The sequence below is a fragment of the Pseudomonas sp. genome (assembly GCF_030698175.1).
Classification (GTDB): Bacteria; Pseudomonadota; Gammaproteobacteria; order Pseudomonadales; family Pseudomonadaceae; genus Aquipseudomonas.
Genome location: NZ_JAUYNT010000016.1, coordinates 82,795 through 101,708, shown reverse-complemented (window position 1 = coordinate 101,708; position 18,914 = coordinate 82,795). Strand labels below are relative to the sequence as shown.

General features: G+C 59.0%; 15 protein-coding genes and 3 pseudogenes. 10 read left to right on the top strand and 8 right to left on the bottom strand.

Annotated elements, in window-relative coordinates; translation table 11 throughout:
- The first annotated feature begins 244 nt into the window (after positions 1–244).
- Positions 245–1,828, top strand: coding sequence for a peptide chain release factor 3 (locus Q8R10_RS07830; protein WP_305652614.1), 1,584 nt, complete (start codon positions 245–247; stop codon positions 1,826–1,828).
- 73 nt (positions 1,829–1,901) lie between these two features.
- Here the strand turns inward: Q8R10_RS07830 and Q8R10_RS07825 are convergent, their stop codons facing one another.
- Complete coding sequence (locus Q8R10_RS07825) at positions 1,902–3,875, bottom strand: ExeM/NucH family extracellular endonuclease (protein ID WP_305652612.1); 1,974 nt, start codon at positions 3,873–3,875, stop codon at positions 1,902–1,904.
- A 298-nt stretch (positions 3,876–4,173) separates the two neighbouring features.
- Here Q8R10_RS07825 and Q8R10_RS07820 point away from each other — a divergent pair.
- Together Q8R10_RS07820 and Q8R10_RS07815 are read left to right on the top strand one after the other, a co-directional pair.
- A pseudogene (locus Q8R10_RS07820) lies at positions 4,174–4,311 on the top strand (hypothetical protein); the annotation flags it as partial.
- 111 nt (positions 4,312–4,422) lie between these two features.
- Positions 4,423–5,208: a TatD family hydrolase gene (locus Q8R10_RS07815; RefSeq protein WP_305652608.1), complete on the top strand. Its 786-nt coding sequence runs from the start codon at positions 4,423–4,425 to the stop codon at positions 5,206–5,208.
- A 156-nt stretch (positions 5,209–5,364) separates the two neighbouring features.
- On the opposite strand, the gene Q8R10_RS20830 is transcribed toward Q8R10_RS07815, so the two are convergent.
- Both Q8R10_RS20830 and Q8R10_RS20825 read right to left on the bottom strand, forming a co-directional pair.
- Positions 5,365–6,081 (bottom strand): methyl-accepting chemotaxis protein, encoded by a 717-nt coding sequence (locus Q8R10_RS20830; RefSeq protein ID WP_371133302.1) that lies wholly within the window; start codon positions 6,079–6,081, stop codon positions 5,365–5,367.
- 153 nt (positions 6,082–6,234) lie between these two features.
- Positions 6,235–6,525 (bottom strand): annotated as a pseudogene (locus tag Q8R10_RS20825) (HAMP domain-containing protein); the annotation flags it as partial.
- A 1,014-nt stretch (positions 6,526–7,539) separates the two neighbouring features.
- Here Q8R10_RS20825 and Q8R10_RS07805 point away from each other — a divergent pair.
- Positions 7,540–8,430, top strand: coding sequence for an ROK family protein (locus Q8R10_RS07805; protein ID WP_305652604.1), 891 nt, complete (start codon positions 7,540–7,542; stop codon positions 8,428–8,430).
- A 7-nt stretch (positions 8,431–8,437) separates the two neighbouring features.
- Here the strand turns inward: Q8R10_RS07805 and ampE are convergent, their stop codons facing one another.
- From ampE to Q8R10_RS07790, 3 genes are all read right to left on the bottom strand, one after another.
- Positions 8,438–9,274, bottom strand: coding sequence for a regulatory signaling modulator protein AmpE (gene ampE / locus Q8R10_RS07800; protein ID WP_305652602.1), 837 nt, complete (start codon positions 9,272–9,274; stop codon positions 8,438–8,440).
- Positions 9,271–9,834, bottom strand: a complete 564-nt coding sequence (ampD, locus tag Q8R10_RS07795) for a 1,6-anhydro-N-acetylmuramyl-L-alanine amidase AmpD (protein WP_305652600.1) — start codon at positions 9,832–9,834, stop codon at positions 9,271–9,273. The genes ampE and ampD overlap by 4 nt, the downstream gene beginning before the upstream one ends.
- A gap of 381 nt (positions 9,835–10,215) precedes the next feature.
- The gene (locus Q8R10_RS07790) at positions 10,216–12,576 is read right to left on the bottom strand and encodes a DUF1631 domain-containing protein (protein WP_305652598.1); all 2,361 of its coding nucleotides are present in this window, start codon (positions 12,574–12,576) and stop codon (positions 10,216–10,218) included.
- Between the two features lie 338 nt (positions 12,577–12,914).
- On the opposite strand from Q8R10_RS07790, the gene nadC (Q8R10_RS07785) reads away from it, so the two are divergent.
- The 4 genes and pseudogenes from nadC (Q8R10_RS07785) to nadC (Q8R10_RS07770) form a co-directional block, all read left to right on the top strand.
- Positions 12,915–13,763: a carboxylating nicotinate-nucleotide diphosphorylase gene (gene nadC, locus Q8R10_RS07785; RefSeq protein ID WP_305652596.1), complete on the top strand. Its 849-nt coding sequence runs from the start codon at positions 12,915–12,917 to the stop codon at positions 13,761–13,763.
- A gap of 146 nt (positions 13,764–13,909) precedes the next feature.
- Positions 13,910–14,185 (top strand): BrnT family toxin, encoded by a 276-nt coding sequence (locus Q8R10_RS07780; RefSeq protein ID WP_305652594.1) that lies wholly within the window; start codon positions 13,910–13,912, stop codon positions 14,183–14,185.
- Positions 14,163–14,450: a BrnA antitoxin family protein gene (locus Q8R10_RS07775; protein WP_305652592.1), complete on the top strand. Its 288-nt coding sequence runs from the start codon at positions 14,163–14,165 to the stop codon at positions 14,448–14,450. Before Q8R10_RS07780 ends, Q8R10_RS07775 begins: the two co-directional genes overlap by 23 nt.
- A gap of 240 nt (positions 14,451–14,690) precedes the next feature.
- Positions 14,691–15,332, top strand: a pseudogene (gene nadC, locus Q8R10_RS07770) (carboxylating nicotinate-nucleotide diphosphorylase); the annotation flags it as partial.
- A 95-nt stretch (positions 15,333–15,427) separates the two neighbouring features.
- Here the strand turns inward: nadC (Q8R10_RS07770) and Q8R10_RS07765 are convergent.
- Positions 15,428–16,129 (bottom strand): hypothetical protein, encoded by a 702-nt coding sequence (locus Q8R10_RS07765; RefSeq protein ID WP_305652590.1) that lies wholly within the window; start codon positions 16,127–16,129, stop codon positions 15,428–15,430.
- A 138-nt stretch (positions 16,130–16,267) separates the two neighbouring features.
- Positions 16,268–16,795, bottom strand: coding sequence for a pilin (locus tag Q8R10_RS07760; protein ID WP_371133300.1), 528 nt, complete (start codon positions 16,793–16,795; stop codon positions 16,268–16,270).
- A 289-nt stretch (positions 16,796–17,084) separates the two neighbouring features.
- On the opposite strand from Q8R10_RS07760, the gene pilB reads away from it, so the two are divergent.
- Positions 17,085–18,788 carry a type IV-A pilus assembly ATPase PilB gene (gene pilB, locus Q8R10_RS07750; protein ID WP_305652588.1) on the top strand — a complete coding sequence of 568 codons (1,704 nt, stop codon included), beginning with the start codon at positions 17,085–17,087 and terminating at the stop codon, positions 18,786–18,788.
- A 3-nt stretch (positions 18,789–18,791) separates the two neighbouring features.
- Entirely contained in the window at positions 18,792–18,914 is a 123-nt protein-coding gene (locus Q8R10_RS07745) for a hypothetical protein (protein ID WP_305652586.1), read from the top strand.

Below are 18,914 nucleotides of genomic sequence, written 5' to 3'. Positions count from 1 at the left end.
GAGCGACGAGAAACGCCGCCTCGCGCAAAAACAGGCCCGGCCCTTCGGGTTGCGCGAGAAATGGCCCCCGCTGTTGTTGCAGGACTTGGCAAGGGAATAACCATTACCTGCGTCCTGCGCCTAACCGGGGGCCATTTCTCGCGGCAACGCGGCTCGCGATGAAACGGGAACAGACCCTAAGGATTACCGCTATAATCGCCGCCATTTTTGACAAAGCGACTATCAGTCGACAGGTTTCCCCAGCATGAGCAACCAGGCCGCAGAAGTCGCCAAGCGCCGTACCTTCGCGATTATTTCCCACCCCGATGCGGGCAAGACCACCATCACCGAAAAGCTCTTGCTGATGGGCAAGGCGATTGCCATCGCCGGTACGGTCAAGTCGCGTAAATCCGACCGGCATGCCACCTCCGACTGGATGGAGATGGAGAAGCAGCGTGGTATTTCGATCACCACCTCGGTGATGCAGTTCCCTTACCGCGAGCAGATGATCAACCTGCTCGACACCCCGGGCCACGAAGACTTCTCGGAAGACACCTACCGCACCCTGACCGCAGTGGACTCGGCGCTGATGGTGCTCGATGGCGGTAAAGGCGTTGAGCCGCGCACCATCGCCCTGATGGAAGTCTGCCGGCTGCGCGACACGCCAATCGTCAGCTTTATCAACAAGCTCGACCGCGACATTCGCGACCCGATCGAGTTGCTGGATGAGATCGAAGCGGTCCTGAAAATCAAAGCGGCACCTATCACCTGGCCGATTGGCTGCTACCGCGACTTCAAGGGCGTGTACCACCTCAAAGACGACTACATCATCGTCTACACCGCCGGCCACGGTCACGAACGCACCGAAACCAAGATCATCCAGCACTTGGATTCGGACGAGGCCCGCGCGCATCTGGGCGATGAGTACGAGCGCTTTATCGAGCAGCTGGAACTGGTGCAAGGCGCCTGCCACGAGTTCGATCAAGAGGCCTTCTATAACGGCCAGATGACCCCGGTATTCTTCGGCACCGCCCTGGGCAACTTCGGTGTCGACCATGTGCTCGACGCCATCGTCGACTGGGCACCACGGCCGCTGGCGCGGGTCGCCAACGAGCGCACCGTAGAGCCCACCGAGGAGAAATTCAGCGGCTTCGTGTTTAAGATCCAGGCCAACATGGACCCGAAACACCGCGACCGCATTGCCTTTATGCGCATCTGTTCGGGCAAGTACGACCAGGGCATGAAGATGCGCCATGTGCGCCTGGGCAAGGACATCCGCATCGGCGATGCCCTGACCTTTTTCTCCAGCGAGCGCGAAATGCTGGTCGAGGCCTACGCCGGCGACATCATCGGCCTGCACAACCACGGCACCATCCAGATCGGCGATACCTTCACCGAAGGTGAATCCCTGGGCTTCACCGGCATTCCGCACTTCGCCCCGGAACTGTTCCGCCGCGTGCGCCTGCGCGACCCGCTGAAATCCAAGCAACTGCGCCAAGGTTTGCAGCAGTTGGCCGAAGAAGGCGCAACCCAGGTGTTCTTCCCCGAGCACAGCAACGACATCATCCTCGGCGCGGTCGGCGTGCTGCAGTTTGACGTGGTCGCCAGCCGCTTGAAGGGCGAATACAAGGTCGAGTGCGCCTACGAGCCGATCACCGTTTGGTCAGCGCGCTGGATCGACTGCGCCGACAAGAAAATGCTCGAGAACTTCAAAACCAAGGCGGTAGAAAACCTCGCCATCGACGGCGGCGGCCACCTCACCTATCTCGCGCCAACCCGCGTCAACCTCAGCCTGATGATCGAGCGCTGGCCAGAAGTGAACTTCCGCGCTACTCGCGAACACCACTAAGACATCGCCGCCAGGCGATGACCTCCGCTCGAAAGCGCTGCGTTGGCTGCAACGGAGCCAACGCAGTCGAGCATCAGCGCAAGTCGATACCGATCACCAGCGGATCATGATCCGACGCTCGATAAGGATCGGCGCGGTACAACAGCGAGCGCTGCCGCTCGGTCTTGAACTCCAGGTTGTAATCCAGCACCCGCGGCTCGTCGGCATTGATATGCCATTCGCCAGCGCTGCGTACCTGGCGCAACAGGCTGGCGCTGGCCAAGGCGTGATCGAGATAACCGGACTGGCCCGAAAAAACGTATGAATAGGCGCTATCGCTAACGAATTTCGCCAGCAGATCGGTGTAGCCGGCCGCGCGAATTAGGCTGATCGGGTCTTCCTTGGCGTAGGCGTTGAGGTCGCCGATGATCAGCACATCGGGGTCGCGCCCGCGGGTCGGGTCGCTTGCCAGCCAGTCCACCAGCGCCTGCGCCGCCAGCGCACGGGTCAGGTTGCAGTTGCCCTGACCGTCACCCGTGTCGCCATCACCTACGTCATCACAACTCGAACCTTTGGATTTCAGGTGGTTAACCGCCACCGTCAAACGCTTGCCGCTGAAGCGCTCGCGGAACGTCTGCGCCAGTGCTGGCCGATTCCGGCTGTCGTCGAAACGCGCATCGACCGAGCGGCCCAGTACGGCGGCCGCCTTGTGCGCGCGGATGCGATCCTGGCGATAGATGATGCCGACGGCAATTTCGTCGCTACCGAGCCGCTCTTGCTCGGGCTCGACGAAGGCATAGCGCTTCCAAGGTGGAGAGGCGGCATTCAGCCCAGCGACCAGATCGGCGATGGCGCTGTCTTCGCCATAGCCATCGTTTTCGATCTCCATCAGACCGATAACATGGGCATCGGTCGCCACTATGGCCGCAATAATCTTGGCCCGCTGACGCTGGAACTCTTCGAGGCTATTGGCACCGCGGGACGTGGGAAAGCCGCCGCCGCTGCCGTCACCATTGAAATAGTTCAGCACGTTGAAGCTGGCGACCCGCAAACGCCCTTCAATACCCCGCACGCTGTCCTCGCGCGGGTTGCTCGCGGCGAACTCCGGCTGAACCAGCGGATGCACCCGGTAGCGGCCGACCGCGTAATGCATCACAGCCTGGACCCGCTCAACCTGATCGCCGACCCGCACGCTGTTGTAGGCGCTCAGCTCCGGCGCCGGATAGCGCACCGGGTCCGGGTTCTGCCCGCTGCGGCCATCGTCGAGGATGATCTGGTTGAGCTCGTTCTGCGCCTGCAGTGCCTGCGCCTGCTCGCCCGGCTGCACCCGATTGGTGGGTATCCACAAACGCCCGCCCGACGACAGCAGCAACTCACCGTAGCGACCCAGGTTGTAGACCTCGCTCACGGTCAACGTCTGCGCCAGCTCTACGCGCATGCCTTCATAGCGTTCGAGCGCGTCCCTGGCGGCCAACGGCAGCCGCACCTGCTGCGCCGCAGGCAACGGCTGGCCCTGCGCGAGCACCACAACCTGCAAGTCACCGGTCAGTTCGGTCAAGCCGTGGAATTCGGTTACCAGGCCGCGTACCCGCACACGGTCGCCAGCGCGCACCTCAACGCCTACGCCGCCGCCATACACAAACAGCCCCTCGGACGTCAGCTCATCACCATCGACTTGGTTATCGGCCGACTGCACAAAGAAGCCTTTCAACTCGTCTGCGCCCTGCATGTTCGCGGTGACGATACCTTCGACCGTCACCATCTGCCCGACCAAACCGCTGCTCGCGCCAGCGCCCTGTACTTCGTGGATGCGGCGCACCCCGGCATCGCCACCGCCGGGCTCGCCTTCGCCATAACGGCCAAGTTCACTGAAGGTATTGTGCGGATAGCCCGCGAGGGATAGCGGCGTGCTGCCGGTGTTGTAAAACTCCGGCGCCCTGTTGTTGGCGCTGGCCTCGACATATTTCGAGATCAGCAACTCGGCATTAGCAGCAGGCAGCACAACAGTGCCTGCGCCGCCGAGCAGAATAGCCAGTAGCGAATGGGTGAAGCAGTGCTTAGGGGGCATGACGCACTCCAGGGAAAGCCGAGCTGCGATTCAGCTGAGACGGCTACGAATGGGTGGAACCACGAGGGCGCTCGGCCTTAAGCACTGCAGGCAAGCACAGGATCAGCGCGCAACCGCGCCGCAGACTGAGCTTAGGAGAGAAATGAACCCTGGCTGCCTTCGCGACTGTTGCGAAGCTCAGGTATAACCGCGGTATTTGACAAAAAAATGACACCCAGATCAGCGGCTAGCAGGTTGTGCGAAGCAAGTACCAGATATGCCAGGGTTTAGGGCGCAATCGGGCGCTGATGGAAACGTCAAGACCAAGGCCGTGGAAAACCTCGCCATCGACGGCGGCGGCCACCTCACCTACCTGGCGCCAACCCGCGTCAACCTCAGCCTGATGATCGAGCGCTGGCCAGAAGTAAACTTCCGCGCCACCCGCGAGCATCATTAAGGTGCTGCTGGCGGGACCTGGATGGGCAACGCCTTAGTGGTTGCCCACCATTGCATCTCGACGGTCGTTTAACGCCTTGCAGCCGAACACCTTGCGGTCAACACTGACCCCATGCACCTGATCGACACCCATACCCACCTGGATTTTCCCGACTTCGCCAACGACCGCGACGCAGTGCTGGCCAATGCTCGCGCATTGGGGGTCGAGCGCATGGTGCTGCTCGGCGTCGAGCAGGCCAACTGGCAACGACTGTGGGACTTGGTGGCAAACGAGGATGGGCTCTATGCCGCCTTCGGCCTGCACCCGGTTTTTTTAGCCCAACACCAGCCTGAACACCTGCAGGCGTTGCGGGACTGGCTTGAGCGCTTGGCGGGCCACCCCAAACTTTGCGCGGTGGGCGAAATAGGCCTCGACTACTTTCTGCCAGAACTGGATCGAACGCAGCAACAGGCATTGTTCTGCGCGCAATTAGCCCTGGCGGCAGAGTTCGAGTTGCCGGCACTGCTGCATGTGCGCCGCAGCCACGCCGATGTGATCGCCACCCTCAAGCGCTACCGACTCCAGCGCGGCGGTATCATCCACGCCTTTGCCGGCAGCCTGGAGGAAGCCCGCGAATACTTGAAATTGGGTTTTAAACTCGGCCTCGGCGGTGCCGCCACCTGGCCGCAAGCGCTGCGTTTGCGCAAAGTCATAGCCGCGCTGCCGCTGGACGCCCTGGTGCTGGAAACCGACAGCCCAGACATGGCCCCCGCCATGCACCCGCAGCAACGCAACAGCCCGGAGTTTTTGCCCGAGATTTGCGCCAACCTCGCCGAACTTAAAGGCCTTAGCCCGAGCGAGCTGGCCAGTGCCAGCAGCCAGAATGCCTGCGAATTATTCGGTTGGGCCAAGACCTAAACAACCAGGCCCAACACGCCGAAGGTCAGCCTGGAGTGACGTAGGGCGGCCGGTCGGACGTAGGTCGGACTCAGGAGCGCAGCGAACAGTCCGACACTAGTGCAGACAGACCAATGCCGTACTGCCTGCGGCGAGTACGACCTACGCTCCATCCCATCAAGCCTGCCCCCGCACCCGAAAGGCGCCGATCAGCTGCTGCAAGCGTGCGACATGGTTAGACAACTCGCGGCTGGCCTGCTCGGTTTGGCCGGCGCCCTCGGCGGTGCGCTCACCGGCTTGGTTGATGGCGACAATATTCTGATCGATGTCATGCGCCACGGCGGTTTGCTGCTCGGCAGCGGTGGCAATCTGCTGGTTTTGATCGACGATCATGCCGACCGCGCCGAGGATATTTTCCAGCGCCTGCTGCACCTTGGCCGACTGATTAACGCTGTCATCGGCCATCTGATGGCTGCCGCTCATGGCCTTCACCGTCGCCGCCACACCGCCCTGCAACTGGGAAATCATCTGCTCAATTTCACCGGCGGACTGTTGGGTACGCTTGGCCAGGTTGCGCACCTCATCGGCCACCACGGCAAAACCACGACCCTGCTCGCCGGCTCGCGCCGCTTCAATGGCGGCGTTCAGCGCCAGCAGGTTGGTCTGTTCGGCAATGCCTTTGATCACCTCCAGCACTTGACTGATAGCCGCGCTGTCGGCGGCCAGCTGATTGATGATCCCTACCGACTGATCAATGCCGCTGGCCAAGCGCTGAATGCTGCCAACTTGGGAGTCGACCAGCTCACGACCCGTCATCGTCTCATCGTTAACACTCTGGGCACTGCCAACCGCTGCGGCCGCACTGCGGGCGACCTCCTGAGCGGTGGCGGACATTTGATTCATGGCCGTGGCCACCAGCTCAATTTGGCTACGCTGGCCGGAAACCGCCTGATTGCTCTCGCCGGACACCAGCTCAACTCGATCGGCCTGCCGACCCACTTCGGTCACCGTATGGCCAACCCGCTCAATCAGATCGTGGATTTTCAGCACAGTGTCATTAAAGGCGTCGCCCAACTCACCCAGCTCATCGCGGCTCTGCACCCGGTAACTGACGGTCATATCGCCGGCGGCAACCTTGCCCATCACCTGCCCAAGGCTTTTCAGCGTGGTGCGGGTCGAGACATAAAAACCGCCGTACAGATAACCGATAAACAGCAGCACCAGCGCCAAGGCCACCACCAGCAATACGGTTTCGGCGCCTTTGCGCTGCAGCCGGGTGGCCAGTTCGGTATTCAGGAAGACCAGGGTATCGTCGTTAACCTGATAGGTTTTATCCATCTCGGCGCTGATTAGCGCAAAGAAATCCTGCCATGAGCCGCTCATCGACTCGGCCATGATCACTTTGTCCTCCAGCACCTTGCCCAGATCCTGCAAGGTCTGCTGACTGGCGCCGGTGCTGCGCCCCAAGGCTTGCTGCGCCGCCGGGCTGGCACCGAGGGTTTCCTTGATTTTCAAACCGTACTCAGCATGCAGCTTTTCCATCACCAGCAGGGTGTCTTCCATCTTCGCGCTGGCGCCCGAGTCGAGAAAACCCACGCCCATGGAGTAGGAACCAATCGCCCGGCCGGTGGCCAGCACAGCCGTGACTTGCGGCGTGGCGGTCATGATCAAGTCGGCCATCTGCCGTACATCGGCTTGATCGTCCTGGCTCAAACCCGACTGCGAGGCGATGCTTTTGATAAACAGCTGCACCTTGGCCAGCAACTCCTCGCCCTGGGCTTGCTTGCTCAGCGGCACGGCTTGGGCACTGATCTCGCGCATGGCGACCAGCAGCTCATCACGCCGCGCCGCGAACTCCTTGACCAACTGCGGATCGCTGCTAACGGCTTGCAAGGCGCCCAGCTGGCTGATTAGCGACCGCTCAAGCACAGCACTTCGATTATTGGCTTCGGCCGATTTGGCCTCGCCAAGCATCCGGCTGATTAACGCCAAGTCATTCACCGTTTCTAAATCACGACGAATCTTCAGGCTCTGGCCGAGCAGCTCAAGGCTGCCCAGTTCGCTGCTGGTGCGCAGGTATTGACCATAGGAATCGCTGACCAAAAAGTAATTGGTCACGCCCATCGGCAGGAAAAACAGCACACTAATCAGGCTGAATTTCATACCAAAATTCAGTCGATTCATCAGCGCGATGGCCGGATACAACAGGGTCTTCACTAGACGTCTCCTGCTACCATTATTGTTGTGAAGCTGCGGCTAAGCGGGTGCCCTATCGGCACGGCCAAGCAGCGCTCAAGCGGGGCGACTTATATACCCGATATCGGCCAGCAACTCTGTAACTTAAGGTTAAGCATGCATTCAAGGCTGCGTTTTGGCATAGATTTGGGCGGCAGCAAGATCGAGATTATCGCCTTGCGCGACGGTCAACAAATCCTCCGGCAGCGCTGCGCGACACCGCAAGGTGACTACGCCGCAACCCTGAACGCTATTGCCAGCCTAGTTCACCAGTGCGAGCGCGAACTGGCGGCCAACGCCAGCATTGGCATCGGCATTCCCGGCGCCCGCTCGCCCGCCACCGGCCTGATCAAAAACGCCAACTCCACCTGCCTGATTGGCCAGGACTTGGCCGGCGACCTTGAACACTTACTCGAGCGGCCCATTCGCCTGGCCAATGACGCCGACTGCTTCGCCCTTTCCGAGGCCTGTGACGGCGCAGGGGCAGGCGCCAGCACGGTGTTCGGGGTGATTCTCGGCACTGGCGTGGGCGGCGGCATAGTCATCAATGGCCAATTATTGCGCGGGCCGAACGCGATTGCCGGCGAATGGGGGCACAACCCGCTGCCCTGGCGACAACCTGCCGACGGCGCCGTGCGACGCTGCTATTGCGGCCTGGATGATTGCATCGAAACGTTTTTATCCGGCCCTGGCTGGGCGGCACGCAGTGGCCTGGGTCTTAACGCCGATGCCTTGGCACAAGCGGCGGCCAGCGGCGAAGCGCGCGCCGTGCAGGCGCTCAAATGCTACGCCGACCAGTTGGCGCGCAGCTTGGCCAGTGTGATCAACATCCTCGACCCCGAGGTGATAGTGCTCGGCGGCGGCCTGTCGAATATTGCCGCACTCTATGACTGGGTGCCGCCACTGCTAAGCCGTTACGCCTTTACCGACCAACTCAGCACGCGCCTGCTACCGGCCCAGCACGGCGACTCCAGCGGTGTACGCGGCGCCGCCTGGCTCTGGCCCTAAGCCCGAATTAAAGCAGCAAAGTCCAGAACGCAAAGCCGGCATACCACAGCAGCGCCGCGCGTACCTGCAACTGCCAAAGCCCATCGAGGCTTTGCACACCGGCCTCACCCAAGGCTTGCTCGGGGGTGTCGGCCGCCGCCCGCCCGGCACTGGCAACCACCTGCGCGGCACTAATCTGCCAGCTGAGTAACTCATGCAGCAGCACCCGGCTGACGGCGAGAAAATTGCCGACCAAGGCAAAGCTGGTGGCCAACACCCGCACCGGCAACCAATCCAGAGCATGACGCCACAGCTGCGCACGCTCGCGCACAATCGGCTGCTGGCTATGCTCGGTCATCAACGCCAGTAACCGATAAGCCAGGGCCGCCAACGGCCCAAGCAGGGCGTACCAAAAAATCACCGCAAAAAAACTCTGATAGGCCTGCCAGAGCAAATAGCTCTGCACCTGTGGCAGCAAGCTGCCCTCCTCCTCGGCCTGCACGCCCAGATCACGACAAGCGACTAAATAGGCCGCCTCCGCATCGCCACGCCGCCAGCTGTCGCGAAAAGGCCCAAGCGCCACCTGCAGATCGCCGCGGCCCAAGCTGTACACCAACACCAGTAAATGCACCGGCAGCGCCAGCCAGCCATATGCCCAGGGCTCAAGCAGCGCCAGCAACAAAGCCAGCGCAGCCAAGGGCAGCGCCACCAACAACAGAATCGCCAGCCAAGGCCCCTCGATAAAATCGGGCTGCCGCTCGGCCCACACCAGCAAGCGCAACCAAGGTCCATCCTGTTGGATTTTGCCGCGCCCGGCCGAGAACTTCTCCACCCACAACACCAGCAGCAACACCAGAAAGCTCATTGTCCGCACTCCATATTCGTTAATCCCTGCTGTAGCCGCGGCCAATCAAAAGCCGGCCCCGGATCGGTCTTACGCCCCGGTGCTATATCACTATGACCGCAAATACGTTGCAGCGTCAGCGCCGGATAAGCGGCTAGCAACTGCTGACTCAGCGCAATCAAGGCCTGATATTGCGCCTCGCTGAAAGGCAACTCATCGGTGCCCTCCAACTCGATACCGAGGGAAAAATCATTACAGTTCTCCCGCCCGGCAAAAGATGAGACTCCCGCGTGCCAGGCGCGCTGCAAACAAGAGACAAACTGAGTAATACCGCCGTCACGTTCAATCAAAAAATGCGCCGACACTCGCATAGCGGCGATCTCGGCAAAATATGGATGCTCATCGACGCACAATCCAGAGGTGAAAAACTCCTGCACCTTACCAGTGCCAAACTGCCCCGGCGGCAGGCTGATGTTGTGAATCACCAACAGCGATATTTCCCCAGTGGGGCGCTCATTGCAGTTGGCCGATGGGCAATGACGAACCCCGCCGACCCAACCACTGACTAAATCCAGTCGCATAAAAACCCTCGAGTAAGGCCTTACTCTAGAGCGGCCAAGCCACAGAAACAACAACGCCCGGCTTTGGGCCGGGCGTTGGGTGAGAGCGCAATAAAGTAGAGCCTATTCTTAGGCTATGTCCTAGTTACGTGTTGCACACAGCTTTTGTAGGGTGGGTTAGTGGCGCAGGGCAGGGTTTTGAAATCAACTGCGGAGCGTGTGCGCCACGTAACCCACCAAGCGGTGATCGGCCGGCCCCATCTGGTGGGTTACGGCGCAACTGACTAAGCATCAGCCGATAGTCCGTGGTCATGCGCCTAACCCACCCTACGAATTACCGCGCACCAGGCATCGCCTAACCGACCCGCACGCTTCAACACATAACTGGGACATAGCCTATTCTTAAGCGCCTTTCAGCCGGCGCAGATTGCCAATCACCGACTCCAAGGCCCGATCAAACAGCAGCGCATCATCGAGCAAGCGAATGGCGCTACGGCGAAACTCAACCGCAAGGCCGGTACGGGTTTTTTCCAACACCTTCATGCCGGTGCGATTGACGAAGATGAACTTGCCGGTCGGTTTGATCACCGCCGCCAGCTTGCAGCGCAGCTTGTGTTCTTCGTCTTCCTGAAACTCGACCCAGCTACCAACGCGCAAACTGTCGACTTGGTCGAAGGCTTCATCGTCATCGACCAGCTGAACTTCTGGTTGCTCGCGCACCTCGCCGGGCGCCAGCAACACAATCTCCTCCATCACCTCGACCATTGCCGCCGGCTCTGCGAGCGCCTCACCCTCAACCAACTCTGGCAAGTCCAGCGCCGACAAGGCCTGCTCAACTGCCAACTCGGTTTCGTCGCGCTCAACTGCTGGCACAGCCTGTAGTTCAGCTTCGGACTCAGCAGCAAACTCAGCGATTGGTTGCACCGGCGCCGGTATCGACCATTTGAAGCGCTGGAACGCCTGCACGTGCAAAGCTTCCAACTGGGCAAAGTATTCGCCGGTCACAAAGGGGTCGACTGCGGCGCTAGCCATGCCTTCACGCAAGGCCTTGAGCAGGCCCGGTACCAACTCGAGCAAGCGCATACGCGCCTGCGCGTCTTCGTGCGGTTCGACGCTCCAGACCAAATCATCCATGGTCGCCAACGCAGCCTGCCACTCGGCGGACTCGGCGCCATGCTTTAGGCAAGCCAGCATCAACACCTTGCTCCACGCCTCTTGCAGCAAGCGCACCACCACCTCTGGCAAGGTCTTGCCGAGCAGGCGCTGATTCAAAGCTTGCTCGACTTGCTGACGGGCCATTTCCGACTTGGCCCGGCCCTCTTCGGCATCGCGGGTGCGCTGTTCAAGCAGGTCGCTGCGGCGGCGCTCATCACCGGTAAAGGCGGTAAATTCGGTCAGCAGTTCGGAGAAAATCGCCGGATCATCGACAAAATCATTCAGCAGCCGTTGCACCACTTGCTCGATGCGCTGATAGAGACTGCCGCGCTGCTCGTCATCCTGGCCACTCCAGCCCATGGCAGCCGAAGCGATTTCATTCAACAAGCGCCGCGCCGGGTGAGTGCCGCGACTGAAGAAGGCCTTATCCAGCACCGCCACCTTCAGCATCGGGATCTGCAAACGGGCAATCAACGCTTTCAGCGAGTCCGGCAAGGTACGGTCGTCGAGAATGAACTCAAACAGCATCGAGACCAGATTAATGACATCTTCATCAACTTCGCCGACTACCCGCGCCTTACCGCTTTTCGCACTGGCACGACCGAGCAACTGCTCCAACTGGTCACGCAGACCGTTCTCATCAGCCACCGCGCCAGCCTGTTCGGGCAAGCGCTGTTGCATATGCGACAGCAAGCGTAATAGGTCATTGCTGGAGATAGGCACGGCGCCAGCAGGTAGCTCACGGGCCGGCATCCCGGAGCCGCGCACCTGGGCCAGCAACTCTTGCAAGACGCCAAAGACCTCCTGCATGCCCTCTTCGCTGTAGCTGCCAGCATCACCGCTCATGACGGCCTCAGCGCCAGCTTCACGACTGCCGCGAGTTGCCGCAGTGCGGCCCGGCGTGCGCCGAGGCGGGGCCGATTGCAGCTCAGGCAGCACACCGGCAGTAATCAGCAGCTGGTTGACCTCGGCATACAGCTGGTCGAGATCGGCCAACACATACTTCTCAAACAACTTGAAGATAATCAGCTTGACCTTGATCTCCACGCCCAAGCTGCGGCAGGCATCCAGGAACCCGGCGCACAACTCACGGGGCCCCAGTGGGTTGGTCTTGTCCTCGATCTTCTTGCTGACCAGCGCATTCAAGCGCGCGGTTAGGTGGCCCAAGGCAACGCTATCGCGGCCAAGTACCTTGGAGATCATGCCGTCCAGGGCCACGGCTTCTTCTAAATCATCTTCCTGAACCAGCGACAGGCCTTCGAAAGAAACCGCATCAAGCTGCGGCGGCTTACCGATCTCGTACTGATTCAGAACGGCAAAAGATTCAAAAATCTTCTGCAGAAAGCCGCGCTCGATATTTTTGCGTTTTAGACGCAAATCACGCATGGCTTCAAAAAAGGCATTTTGCTCAGCATTGCTCACCGCCCGATCGGCCATTTCAAATAGCGAATCGTCGGCGTTATCGAACAAGCCCTGCAGGGCTTGTTTTAGCTGTGCTGCAGCTTTGTCACGCACTTGCGTCAGTGCCACGGGCAGTCTTCCTACCGGCGAAATGGGCGGGTGCACAGGGGCAACCTTATTCAGGCGCACCACGTTAGCATCGGTCATTACGAGTCTCCCGCAGGCGGCCCCTCTCGGGCTACACGGCCTGCACTGCATTCACTGAGCGCTATCCATAACGTCAAAAGGCCCGGCATAACGTCAAAGGCCTGGCGTCAGATCTAACTAATAACACCATTATAGGGATAGGCCTGTGACTACCAAGGCGCTTTAACCCCTAGACATGACCCATGTCACAGATGCGCCCTTGCAGCCTCCCAGCGGTAACTCACGCGCGACCAACGCACCTTATCTGTCTAGCAGAAAGCCATGCAATGCACACGGCATTCGCTGCATCCAACCAGCGCAGCCCCTATAATCGGCCGATCTTGAATGCGGAGCCCGTCATGCCCAACCTGATTCTTGCTGATCTCGGCCGTGAAATCAGCGCCAACGTCGAAATTGCCCTGCGCGAAGACCTCGGCAGCGGCGACATCACCGCTCAACTGATCGCCGCCGACCGCAGCGCGGCAGCCCGCATCATCACCCGCGACGCGGCTGTCATCTGCGGCACCGCCTGGGTAGATGAAGTATTCCGCCAGCTCGACCCGCGTGTAGCTGTGCAGTGGCTGGTACGTGACGGTGAGCGCGTCAGCCCCAACCAAGTCTTGTTCACCCTCGACGGCCCGGCCCGCACCTTGCTGAGCGGCGAACGTAGCGCGCTGAATTTTCTACAAACCCTGTCCGCCGTCGCCACCCGCAGCCAGCATTACGCCGACTTAGTACAAGGCACCGCCGTCAAACTGCTCGACACCCGCAAAACCTTGCCAGGCCTGCGTCTGGCGCAAAAATACGCAGTCACTTGCGGCGGCTGCCACAACCACCGCATCGGCTTGTATGACGCCTTTTTAATCAAAGAAAACCACATCGCCGCCTGCGGCGGCATCGCCCAAGCCATAGCCGCAGCCCAGCAAATCGCCCCCGGCAAGCCGGTGGAAGTAGAAGTGGAAAGTTTGGCCGAGCTCGAACAAGCCCTGGCTGCTGGTGCCGATATCATCATGCTGGATGAGCTGAGCCTCGATGATATGCGCACCGCCGTAAAACTCACCGCCGGCCGCGCCAAACTCGAAGCCTCCGGCGGCATTAATGACAGCACATTGCGGGGCGTGGCCGAAACCGGGGTGGACTACATATCGCTTGGCACCTTGACCAAGGATATAAAGGCGGTGGATTTGTCGATGCGGTTGAGCCTGTAGCCGCACTCGTGGCAAACGGTGCAAGCGCCTACGGCGATTGCACCCTACGAATCCGTCATACCGCGATAAGCGTGCCCGACCCCACCGCCTCTCCATGTAACTACAAATTGCTTGCAGGCCGGGCGCCTTGTACCTACAATTTGCCTATGAATATCGAATTCGATGCCGCCAAGAATGACCGCAACCTGCGTGAGCGTGACTTGTCATTTACCTGCGCAGCGAGCTTCGACTTCGAGACGGCGGTATTCGCCATCGGTGATCGCAAGGATTACGGCGAAGTTCGCATTCGCGCACTGGGCTGGCTTGATGAACGCCTGCATGCGCTGGTGTTTGTGGAGGTCGCTGACGGTATCCGTGTGATTAGTTTTCGCAAGGCCAACTCACGAGAGGTCAGAGGTTATGTCGCGCAAACCCAATCCTGAATTGATCGACAACGACAACCCCGAGTGGACGGCGGACGATTTTGCCAATGCCACTCCGTTTGCACAGCTGCCCGCGTCGCTGCGCAAAACGCTCTCCAGTCGCGCGCGCGGGCCACAAAAAGCCCCAACCAAGGAAGCCTTGACCGTGCGTTACAGCCCAGAAGTACTGGCGCGCTTCAAAGCCTCCGGCCCTGGCTGGCAAACCCGAATGGACGCCGCGCTGAAAGACTGGTTGCAAACGCATGACCCGCGCGACATTGCGTAAAGGATTTAGGCCGGGGTGGGCCAGCACAAAGCATTCGCCCCTCCCGGCGCTACGGCCAGGCAACCGACGCGAAGTGTATCTTTAGCAAAAACGCAAATTAATCGTGTCTGACCCCGAGGTCCGCATACCGGCGAGCGGTTCGCGTTAAACGACGGAAGCGCCTACGGCGATTCCATCATACGAATCCGAGCAATCCGTCGTACCGCGGTTCCATCTTACGAATTTCCATCTTACGAATCCGTCGTACCGCAGTGGCAGGTGCAAGATGGCGAGCGAGTCAGCCCCAACCAAGTCCTGTTTACCCTCGACGGCCCGGCCCGTGTCCTGCTGAGCGGCGAACGTAGCGCGCTGAATTTTCTACAAACCCTGTCCGCCGTCGCCACCCGCAGCCAGCATTGCGCCGACCTGGTACAAGGCACCGCCGTCAAACTGCTCGACACCCGCAAAACCTTGCCGGGCCTGCGCCTGGCGCAAAAATACGCCGTCACCTGCGGCGGCTGCCACAACCACCGCATCGGCTTGTATGACGCCTTTTTAATCAAAGAAAACCACATCGCCGTCTGCGGTGGCATCGCCCAAGCCATAGCTGCAGCCCAGGAAATCGCTCCTGGCAAGCCGGTAGAGGTTGAAGTGGAAAGTTTGGCCGAACTAGAACAAGCCCTAGCCGCCGGTGCCGACATCATCATGCTGGATGAGCTGAGCCTTGATGACATGCGCACCGCCGTAAAATTCACCGCCAGCCACGCCAAGCTGGAAGCCTCCGGTAGCATCAACGACAGCACCCTGCGCGGGGTTGCCGAAACGGGGGTGGATTACATATCTCTTGGCACCTTGACCAAGGATATAAAGGCGGTGGATTTGTCGATGCGGTTGAGTCTTTGAACGACGCCATGCAAGCATTTAACTAACGGCTAATTTGCATATCGTGGCGGCGCGCGCAATGTGCTGCTGCGACCGCCATAGAAGCATACAAATAGCTAGCCTTTACCATCTGGAATAAAGTCCCGCACCTTGCGCGCATCCAGATCGAAACAGACTGAACCACTCCGATAAGCGCTTTCGATAGCAACCCGCACGCAGGCAATCTCTTCCTCCTTCTTGTCAGGGCTATGCAGTATTTTCTCTAGCGCCTGTCGATCGACAGGCATCTCCCGGTACAAATCCACACGCAGCTGAAGTGGCTTCTCGCCATTGAGCAAGGCTTTCGTATGCTGAGCCAGAAACTCTGCAGCACTCGACGGAACCTCGACATAAAAGAACTTCGGCGTCCACCCGCTGAAGCCTTCCAGAATCTGCGGCTCGACATCCAGCTGACGATAACTCTCACGATTGGATACATAGAAGGTATCGAACACATACACGACCGCCAGTGGCCGCGCCTGGGTCACGATATAACAACCGGCCACCAGCGCCAGGATTTGCAGCAGAACAATCAGCGACAGATCCCTGATCAACTCCAACCTTGGCTTGAGCGGGGCAATCACTATAAGGGTCAGGCATGGCCCAAGAACCAAATCGACCGCCAGGATGATTCTCAGCCCCTCCCAACCTCCGGCAGCGAAAAACAGCCCCCCAGGGAAAAACCAGAACAGCACAACCAACGCTAACAACACAAAGACTATCGAGCTGAGCAACAAATGCAGCGCAAAAGCTCTCCAACGATTTATCGACTTCGTCATATCCATTCCTGGTAAAAAACAAACGACCTAAAACTCAAGTAATTTCCGCAAAAAAAAAAGACCCCTTAGGAAAGGGGTCTTCTACTTACATCAAGAACGGCCGCTCAGGCTACAGAGCCCCGCGCAATCGCGTCCTGCTTAACGGCACTCGGATGGAACATATTTAGCGATCATGGTACCGACCGGAGCGTTAGTCAGGTTACGAGTTGTTGCAGTCGCATTAGTCGCGCTAGAGCAAGCCCAATCGATTGCACCCACAGAGGCGTCAATTGGCGCAACGTTACCGACGTTCGGGGAAAAGTTGATAGTTAGACCATCCAGCGGGGTTGGAAGACCATTATTTGCACTGGCTTCTACGAACACGCTAATAGTCCAAGGGGTGCCCTCTACAACGGTAATATTATCCACATATTTCGACTGTTTCTCAACTTGGGCCGTAATGTTGTATGCGATGGCAGCAGCAGTCATTCCAGCAATACCGTCCGACTGGAAGGCCTCACTCAGCAAGCTTTTAACCGAAGAGCCGGCGATGATTGCCTCGCTGAGTTTCGCGCGAGCGGTGTAGTCTTGATACGCAGGCAAGGCAATAGCCGCCAGAATCCCGATGATAGCCACCACTATCATCAATTCAATCAGGGTAAAACCTTTTTGCAGTTGAGCTTTCATCTAGTGTCTCCCAGAGATAGTAAGGTCAGGCGACCTGTTATAGGTACAGCAGATAGCGTGCCAATCTTTACAGCTTCCCCACCAAATTAGCAAAAACCCATTTTCTACCCGTCGCGAGGCATTAACCGATCCCGACAACGCGCTAGCGGCCCCGCTCAATGCGGCCAAGCGGCCAAGCCAAAACCAAAACCAACACAAACTGACAAAATTTGACACCTGCCGCCTAGCTATTTGGCAGCACCCCATGACTGCGCTATAAAGCAGGCATGATTCTCGTGAGCCCGACCCCATGAACGACATCGTCAACCTGACCGGCCTGGCCAAACAGCTAGTACTGGCCGAGCTGCTGGATGAGAAAAGCGCCCAGCAAGCGCATGCGCAAGCGCAGCGCAATAAAATCTCGCTGGTCACCTACCTCGTGCAGAACAAACTGGTCAAAAGCCGCCTACTGGCGGAGCTGGCCGCAGAGCAATTTGGCGTGGCCTTTTTCGACCTCAGCAGCATCGACAAAGACGGCCAACCCAAGGATTTGATCAGCGAAAAGCTCATTCGCCAACACCGCGCCCTGCCCTTGTGGCGCCGCGGCAATAAGCTGTTCGTGGCCGTATCCGACCCAACCAACCATCAAGCCGTTACCGACATACAATTCTCCACCGGCCTGACCACCGAATCCATTTTGGTTGAGGACGACAAACTCGGCGAGGCTATCGATAAGTTTTTCGATAACGCCGGCAGCGGCCTGGATGACCTTGGCGACATCGACCTCGATGGCGTCGACACCCAGGCGGTTGACGATAACAAGCAGGATGCCGGCGAGGGCAACGCCGCCGACGACGCACCAGTAGTGCGCTTCGTGCATAAAATGCTGCTGGATGCCATTAAAGGTGGCGCGTCCGACTTACATTTCGAACCTTATGAAAAGAGCTATCGGGTGCGCTTTCGCACCGACGGTATTTTGCACGAAATCGCCCGCCCCCCCGTACAACTGTCACCACGGATATCTGCACGTCTAAAGGTTATGGCCGGACTCGATATCTCCGAGCGACGCAAACCGCAGGACGGGCGCATTAAACTGCGCATCTCCAAAAGCAAATCCATCGACTTTCGCGTCAGCACCTGCCCGACCCTGTGGGGCGAGAAAATTGTAATGCGGATTCTCGACTCCTCCAGCGCGCAGATGGGCATCGACGCGCTGGGCTATGAAGAGTCGCAAAAAAATCTGTACCTCGCGGCGCTGAAGCAACCACAAGGCATGATTTTGGTTACAGGCCCCACCGGCTCGGGCAAAACCGTGTCGCTGTATACCGGCCTGAATATCCTCAATACCGTCGACGTGAATATCTCCACCGCCGAAGACCCGGTGGAAATCAACCTTGAGGGCATTAACCAGGTCAACGTCAACCCCAAACAAGGCATGGACTTCACCGCCGCCCTGCGCTCCTTCTTGCGCCAAGACCCAGACATCATCATGGTCGGCGAGATTCGCGATATAGACACCGCCTCTATCGCTATCAAAGCCGCGCAAACCGGGCATATGGTGATGTCGACCCTGCACACTAACAGTGCCGCCGAAACCTTAACGCGCCTGCGCAACATGGGCGTGCCCTCGTTTAACATTGCCACCTCGGTGAACCTGATCATCGCCCAGCGCCTGGCCCGCAAGCTTTGCAGCTATTGCAAAAAAGAGGTAAAGATCCCTAACGAGGCGCTTCTGGAAGAGGGCTTCCCAGAAGATCAGCTCGGCAAGTTTAAAATTTACGGCCCGGTCGGCTGCGAAAACTGCAACGGCGGTTACAAAGGTCGCGTCGGAATATATGAAGTAGTTAAAAACACGCCGGCCCTGCAACGGATTATCATGGAGGAAGGCAACTCCATCGATATCGGCGCGCAAATGCGCAAAGACGGCTTTAATGACTTGCGCACCTCGGCACTGCTGAAGGCCATGCAGGGCGTTACCAGCCTCGAAGAAGTAAATCGCGTGACCAAAGACTGATTTATGGCCGCTAAAGCAATAAAAACCAACACCTTTAGCTGGAACTGGGCAGACACCGACAAAAAGGGCAACAAGCTCAAAGGCGTTACCAGCCCCGAAGAAGCAAACCGCGTGACTAAGGACTAA